Source organism: Nocardioides hungaricus (genome assembly GCF_054782915.1).
In genome coordinates this window covers 37,936-44,485 of record NZ_BAAGRO010000024.1, presented here as the reverse complement: position 1 = coordinate 44,485, position 6,550 = coordinate 37,936, and the positions used below count along the sequence as shown (strand labels likewise).

The 6,550-nt window shown below is 65.8% G+C and carries 7 protein-coding genes, 1 tRNA gene and 1 pseudogene; 2 read left to right on the top strand and 7 right to left on the bottom strand.

Going from position 1 to position 6,550, the window contains the following annotated elements; genetic code table 11:
* Positions 1–44: 44 nt before the first annotated feature.
* The 4 genes from ACYVKX_RS11010 to ACYVKX_RS10995 all read right to left on the bottom strand — a co-directional run bounded on the left by ACYVKX_RS11010 (position 45) and on the right by ACYVKX_RS10995 (position 2,494).
* On the bottom strand, positions 45–413 hold the full coding sequence (locus tag ACYVKX_RS11010) for a nitrilase-related carbon-nitrogen hydrolase (protein WP_460831972.1): 369 nt from the start codon (positions 411–413) through the stop codon (positions 45–47).
* Positions 413–1,330, bottom strand: a complete 918-nt coding sequence (locus tag ACYVKX_RS11005) for a cyclase family protein (protein ID WP_460831968.1) — start codon at positions 1,328–1,330, stop codon at positions 413–415. The genes ACYVKX_RS11010 and ACYVKX_RS11005 overlap by 1 nt, the downstream gene beginning before the upstream one ends.
* The gene (locus ACYVKX_RS11000; RefSeq protein ID WP_460831966.1) at positions 1,327–1,629 is read right to left on the bottom strand and encodes a Dabb family protein; all 303 of its coding nucleotides are present in this window, start codon (positions 1,627–1,629) and stop codon (positions 1,327–1,329) included. Before ACYVKX_RS11000 ends, ACYVKX_RS11005 begins: the two co-directional genes overlap by 4 nt.
* A gap of 792 nt (positions 1,630–2,421) precedes the next feature.
* Positions 2,422–2,494 (bottom strand) — tRNA-Arg (locus tag ACYVKX_RS10995).
* A gap of 428 nt (positions 2,495–2,922) precedes the next feature.
* On the opposite strand from ACYVKX_RS10995, the gene ACYVKX_RS10990 reads away from it, so the two are divergent.
* Positions 2,923–3,207: a transposase gene (locus ACYVKX_RS10990; RefSeq protein ID WP_460831964.1), complete on the top strand. Its 285-nt coding sequence runs from the start codon at positions 2,923–2,925 to the stop codon at positions 3,205–3,207.
* A gap of 13 nt (positions 3,208–3,220) precedes the next feature.
* Here ACYVKX_RS10990 and ACYVKX_RS10985 read toward each other — a convergent pair whose 3' ends face one another.
* From ACYVKX_RS10985 to ACYVKX_RS10975, 3 genes and pseudogenes are all read right to left on the bottom strand, one after another.
* Positions 3,221–3,385: a hypothetical protein gene (locus tag ACYVKX_RS10985; protein WP_460831962.1), complete on the bottom strand. Its 165-nt coding sequence runs from the start codon at positions 3,383–3,385 to the stop codon at positions 3,221–3,223.
* 89 nt (positions 3,386–3,474) lie between these two features.
* Positions 3,475–3,687: pseudogene (locus ACYVKX_RS10980) on the bottom strand (hypothetical protein); the annotation flags it as partial.
* A gap of 230 nt (positions 3,688–3,917) precedes the next feature.
* The gene (locus tag ACYVKX_RS10975) at positions 3,918–4,496 is read right to left on the bottom strand and encodes a lactate racemase domain-containing protein (RefSeq protein WP_460831960.1); all 579 of its coding nucleotides are present in this window, start codon (positions 4,494–4,496) and stop codon (positions 3,918–3,920) included.
* A gap of 729 nt (positions 4,497–5,225) precedes the next feature.
* Here ACYVKX_RS10975 and ACYVKX_RS10970 point away from each other — a divergent pair.
* Positions 5,226–6,401 carry an LLM class flavin-dependent oxidoreductase gene (locus ACYVKX_RS10970; protein WP_460831958.1) on the top strand — a complete coding sequence of 392 codons (1,176 nt, stop codon included), beginning with the start codon at positions 5,226–5,228 and terminating at the stop codon, positions 6,399–6,401.
* The last annotated feature ends 149 nt before the right edge of the window (positions 6,402–6,550 follow it).

The window sequence follows — 6,550 nt, the reverse complement described above, 5'->3', positions numbered from 1 at the left end:
TCGCTTCTCGCCCCGTGCGAGGGAAGGAACTCAGAGGAGGTGTCTCACCTCAGCCTGACGCACAGGGGTTCACCGGTGCGGCTCAAGAGCACGGCCGTGTTCCACATTCGACGAGAGGGGGACCCAGAGCCCCCCCTCGCTCCCGAATGTTCGATGAACGTGCCAGCGTGCAGGTACGTTCCGGCGCTGCGGGCAGCAGCCGCCAACACCGAAATCTCATACCCGTCGATTGAGAGCGCCGTCTGCGTCCAATGCTCAGGAGCGAACGCGCCGTGAAGCCAGAGCTCAGGCAACACAACCAGGTCGGCTCCCTCTTGGGCGGCTACAAGTGCCGCCACCCGCTCGACTTGATCTCTGGGCTCGCGGGCGTCATCGAACTGAATCTGCAGTACGCGGACGTCCAGGATGGCCATCAACGGAAGGGGATCGCCAGAGGTCGGATCGGCGATCCGGTGGCGCCGCGGAGGCGGATCGGCGCAGCGATCACGCAGAACTCATTGACCTCATCCTTCGACAACTCTTCGAGGTTGACGAGCTCAAGCATGGGCACCCCAGCTTCTGCCAGAAAGTGGCAGTGGCCCGGTAGCCAGTTGTCGTCGTGCTGCGAGGGTCCAACCTCGACACATTCCTGGTCAGCTCCGATGACAGCGATCCCTTGCCCCGTCAACCACCTACCAGCGTCCAACGACAATCCCGGCGGATTGCCGAGAGTGCGGTCTCCGTCCGGCCAGTACCGCATGCGACCAGTCCGCACGAGAACTATGTCGCCAGCCTTGAGCGTCAGACCGGTCCGGGCGAGTTCAGCCACACAGTCGTCGACCGTGATCGCATAGGAGTCGGGAAGGCAGTCGATACCCTTCAAACGAGCGATGTCGAGCAGGACCCCGCGCCCAACGATAGGCGGGATCTGCTCGGCCCCACCCTTCGTCCAGTTCCGACTTCCGAGGTGTTCCGAGGCCGAGAAACCGTTGTAGATCTTCCCGTCAACACCAAAGTGATTCAGTGAATCGATGTGGGTACCGGTGTGCGTGTACATGAAGATGACGTCGCCGGAATAGCAGACTCGCTGATTGATGTCGGCCCCAACGCCGTTGAGATTGTCCACCACCGTTCCGTCCGGCGTATGACTCATGTAAATCTGATAGGAGGGATCGCCGGCGGCCTGAAAACTCGGCATGCCGACGAAATAGTCGATGCTCAAGTCGTAGATGCGGGCCGCGTCAGTCCGCTCCATGACGGCGGCCTGCATGGCTGCGGTGATCTGGTTCAGCGCTCCGAGCTGGTCGTCCAGACCGTAGGGACTCGACGCGACATGGATGTCGGCCTTCATACGTTGCCCTCCCGGATGAAGTCGACGACTGCCCTGGACTTCACCAACGGGAGGAGTTCATCGACGACTTCCATGTGGAAGGGGTCCTCTGAGTACTCGCGCAGTCCTTCCCAATCATCGAAGTCCGAGATGAGGCAGCCGTCCCACGGGTCCCCGTTCTCATTCGGCTCACCCGCGTGGGAACCAAGCTCCCAGCTGCGCAGGCTGGGCAGCCGATCCGAAAGGCGTGCCAGGAGCTCAAGGACCCGATCCGCGTCTTTCGAATCCGCGAGCTGCCACATGAAGACGTGTCGGATCAAGAGAAATCTCCTATCTCTACTAGGAGCGACCTAGCGACCGCCCTCGCTGCGATAGTGGAGCCCGCACGGCGTGAGTCGACATCCTCCGATCGCAGGATGACGGGCCGGGCTACCGGTTCCGCGACGCTTGTCACCGCTCGGCCGGGCGTGTTGATCCACGTGCTTGCGCACTGCGATCTACAACGCAACACGTCTTTGTGGCGCGTCGCGACTTTGTGGCTGCCTCCTTAGGTCCCCCGGCCGTTCTTGCATGGCAACGCACGAACGAAACGGCAGGCCAGACCAGCGTCTTGAACCGCTCGGTACGGAACAGTCTGGGACAGTCTGGGCGAGAGATTCACCGGTCTCCTCAGGTACTCGCGGCAGAAGAGCCCTCCGGCGTCAATCGCTTGCAGGCATGTTCGTCTGGCAACCTCGGCGCTCTCCTTTCGCTCAACCGTGCGTCGGTCGCGAGCCAGGGGCGCGATGAGCGCCGCGAACAACTGCAGTTGTGAGAAGCGCGAACGCGACCTTGAGCGTGAGCGCCGACGGATGTGCCGCCCACCTGTCCACGGAGATGCGTCGCACGACACGTCCCCGGGGCCGGTGACCGCCGGCGTTACCCCAGTAACTCAGAGGTGGCTCGCGCGGCGAGAACGCATCTCCGCGAGGCGGACGAACCGGCAGAAGGAGCCGCTGTGTCCCCATGTTCCGGAGCGGTTGGTCTGACCGATCTGGCCAGCCACTTGATCGCCAGTTCGTCGCTGAAATGCGCGAAGCCGCAGGTCAGCGGAGCTGCGGCTTCGACACCCGCGCGCCCGTAGGGATTCGAACCCCAAACCTTCTGATCCGTAGTCAGATGCTCTATCCGTTGAGCTACGGGCGCCGATCGATCCCTGACGGGATCGGGTACGGCCACTCTACCGAAGGTCGTCTGAGGCCGCGAATCTCGCGGCGTTGAGTGGTCGGCCGAGCCAGTTGCTCGGATGCTGACAGCGAGAACGGGAGTCGAGCTTGCCTGCTCGCAGACCCCTCACTGCCCAGCCGCGCGACCCGACGCCCGTTCTTTGGAGCGCCCCGACTCCCGCCTGCTGGCAACGCGGGCGGGAGGAGTGGACGTCCGGAGAAGTGGAGCGTCGGCTGGTGCTGGACGCGATCTTCTACCTCGTTCGCGGCGGGATCGCCTGGGCGCAGCTCCCAGCCGGCCCCGGGCACGGTGTACGCCTGGTTCGGCAGGTGAGCCCGAGCCGGGGTGTGCTGGGGTGTGGCAGCCTCGGCACTGCACGACGTACTGCGCGATCGGCTCCGCGTCGGATGGGCCGTGACCCCAGGCCCACCGCCGCGATCCTCGACTCCCAGTCCATCCAAGGCTCCGACCAAGTCCACCAGAACACCCGCGGGTACGACGCGGGGAAGAAGACCAACGGCCGCGAATGCCACCTGGCGGTCGATACCAACGGGCTCCTCCTCGCCGTGGTCGTCACGACCGCATCGATCCAGGACCGAGACGGCGCGTTCCGCATCATCGCCGCCCTCGCCGCACGGTTCTCCACGATCCGCCACATCTGGGCCGATGCCGGCTGCGCCGGCCGAGTGTGATCTCGACCGCGCACTACACGAGGAACGGGATCGTCTGCGGCCCGTCGGGCAAGTAGCACACGCGAGCTTCGGGGCCGTACCGCATCAACGCCTCCGCGACCGCCGACTCCACGTCTGAGACCGGTTCCACGTGGCATATCCGCGCCGTCTCGGCGTCGAGGCTGGAGACGATCTGCACCCGTGTCTGGGCAAGCACACGCGCCAGAATCTGCACCTGCCACTGGTCGGGCACAGCGAGCCCGGGCTGCCGATGAGATCGAGCAGGCCCCGCGCGGTCGTCGCCGAGCCGAGTAGGTCGTAGAACGAGCCGTGGTGGGGTACGCCGTCGGCGCACTCCGCCACCAGCACGATCGCTCCGTTCGGATTGACGACACGCTCAGCGGCGGCGAGGCCCTTCACGGCCTGGTAGAAGTTCTGGTCCAACGGGTAACCGGACCCGGTGGTAACGACAACCTCGAAGCGCTGCGAGACCGCCTGCATCGCCTGGCTGCGGGCGACGGCGCAGGCTGCCGCGTGCATGCTGGACAACTGCCCCCCGAACGCGTGGGTCACCTGCTTTTCGGGATTGAGCAGGACGTCGACGGAGAAGTGCGGAGGACATGCCTGTGCGCATGCGCGGATATCGCGGTGGACTGGGTTGTCCTCGGTCTCCCCCCAGGTCGATCGCGGGTCGCCGATTCTGCGCGCGTCGTGCAGCACCATCGTGGTGGTCAGGCCGGCCAGTCCTGGCACGACCATCTTGGCCCCCCGCTGAAGCCTGCGAAGAAGTGCGGCTCGACGAATCCGGTGGTGATGCGGACATCGGCGTCGTACCACTCCCGGTTGACGTAGACCGGAACGTCCGCGCCATGCATGCCCAAGTAGACGAGGGACTTGTCGTCGCGCGCGTCGTGATTGACCACCCGCACCCGCTGAAGCACGTCACCGCCGAGCATCTCGATCTCCTCGGCCGGCGTACTCGCACGATGCGTGCCGGTCGCGATGAGAACCGTGACCTCGGCGTTAGGGCGAACATCATCGATGACGGCGAGCAAGGCCGTCAGCATTTCTCGCCGCGGCTGGGCCCGGGTCACGTCACAGACCGAGACCACGATCCTTCCCGGCCCGCCGACGACCTCGCGCAGCGGTGGACCTGTGACCGGATTCTCCAGTGCTGCCCTGACCGTGACGACCGGATCGGCCACGGCAGCCGTGTGGCGGGGAGTGATGACAACCGGCGCTGGCCCCTGAAGACTCACCGATAGAAAGCCCCGGCCATAGGCGAGATCGACCTTCGGACAGGCGCTCACGCGAACCGCCCTAACTTGTGAACTGCATCCTGTCGGGGTGCCAGACACTCCCGGCCCGTGGCTCGATCTCGATCGCGGATGCCGCACCCGAGATCCGGGCGTCGTCTTCGGGGGCCAAGACCCGCGACCAGTCCGCGAGCGCCTTGCAGCGTCTGCACACCCCATCCCGACCGCGTGGTCTTGGCCCCCGCTTGGGCCCTGATGCACTCTCCGCGCTTCCGGCGATGTTGCCCCGAGGCGGTGCTGGAGCCGGTTGGCGCGATCCTAGGCTCCACCGGCACCAGGCGCTGGGATGGGGTGTGTTGGCGGGACGCCGGGGACGATGGTGGTTGACCGTTCGCCGTGGCCGAGCCGACCGATGTCCAGCAACTGGTGAAGCAGTTGATGGCCGGAGCCGGCCCCAAGGAGAACAGGGCACTCCTCGACGGGCAGATGAGTGGGCCGATGAGTGGGCAGGTGTCCAGAAGCCTCGACAGGCTGCAGCGTCGCCGCCTCGCCGAACTGCAGGATGCGCGGCGAACCGAGCTACCGGTAGCAGCCGGAGGGGTGGCCGCGGGCTCTGGACCAGCTGTCCGGAGACGTCCTCATCAATCGCGCCGCGTCCGCAGTCGGTTCTCGGCGGATATCACGAAGGCCGGTCCCTTGACGTGTACCCGATCCCTTCGTACATTTGTCTCGGAATAAGCAACGACGTTTGCATATAGAAGACACGAGGACATCGAGGTTCGAATGACTCTGCACCGTGCCCCATCGCCGCTGGAGGACCCGACCAGCCCGCTGTCACAGGCGGCCCGCCAGCCTCTGATGCTCGGCCTGTTCCTTCCCACGCAGAACGGCGGGTTCTCCCAGTCGCTGCTTCCGCGAGGGACGGACTGGAGCTTCGAGTACAACAAGAGGCTCACCCAGCGGGCCGAGGCGGCGGGGTTCGACTTCGTCTTCGGGCTCCAGCAGTGGGTCGGCAAGGGCGGCTTCGGCGGTGAGGCCAATTACCGGGAGAACTTCCTCGATCCCTTCATCTCGACCGTGGCGCTGGCGCCGGTGACCTCGCGGATGATCACGATCTCCACTGTCCACGTTCTCTACGGCAACCTGCACCCGCTCTACCTGGCGCGCTTCGCGGCGACCGCCGACCACATCGCGGCCGGCCGGTTCGGCCTCAACATCGTCACGGGCTACGACCCGAAGGAGAGCGCGATGTTCGGCATGACGCGGATCGACCACGACGCGCGCTACCGGCAGGCCGGAGAGTTCAGCGCCGTCATGGAGGATCTCTGGCTCGGCCTGGAGAACCTCACGTACGCCGGCGAGTGGTACTCGACGCAGGACGCCTACATCTCCCCGCGCCCGCGCTACGGCCGCCCCATCATGGTCTCGGCCAGCGCCTCGCCCGCCGGCTTCGAGTACGCCGCGGAGCACGCCGACATCGTCTTCACCTCCAGCAAGTCAGGTGCGCCGTACGAGAAGGCGATGCGCTCCCTGCCCGACATCTGTGCGGACATCCGGGCCGCCTACGAGGCGACGGGCCGCGACCACCGCACCATCATCTTCCCGATGGTGATCTGCAGGCCCACGCACGACGAGGCGGTGGCCTACGCCGAGGAGATCGCCTCGCGTCCCGACACAGGCTCGATCGTCAGCTACGACAACCGTCACAAGTCCGGCGACGCGCACGGCTGGCCCGACCACGTTCCGGCCGACCGGGTCCTCGGCGGGCACGTGCAGATCATCGGGAGTCCGGAGGAGGTCGCCGACCAGCTCGAGGGGCTGCACCGCGCCGGGATGGGCGGTGTGCAGCTGGGGTTCTACGACTACGAGCCCGAGCTGGACTTCTTCATCGAGAACGTCGTCCCGATCCTCGAGCGTCGGGGCCTCCGGCTCCCGGTCGGGGACCTGGTCCACTCCTGACCCATCGCGACTAGGGTCCTCCCGGCTCCGACGAGCCGGGAGGACCGTGGTCATTTTCGGTGCGGCACTTTCGATACGCCGTCGGCGGTACGGCGTCTTCGGTACGGGACCAGAAATGCCTCATCCCCCGGGACGGATCCTTCCCGGGG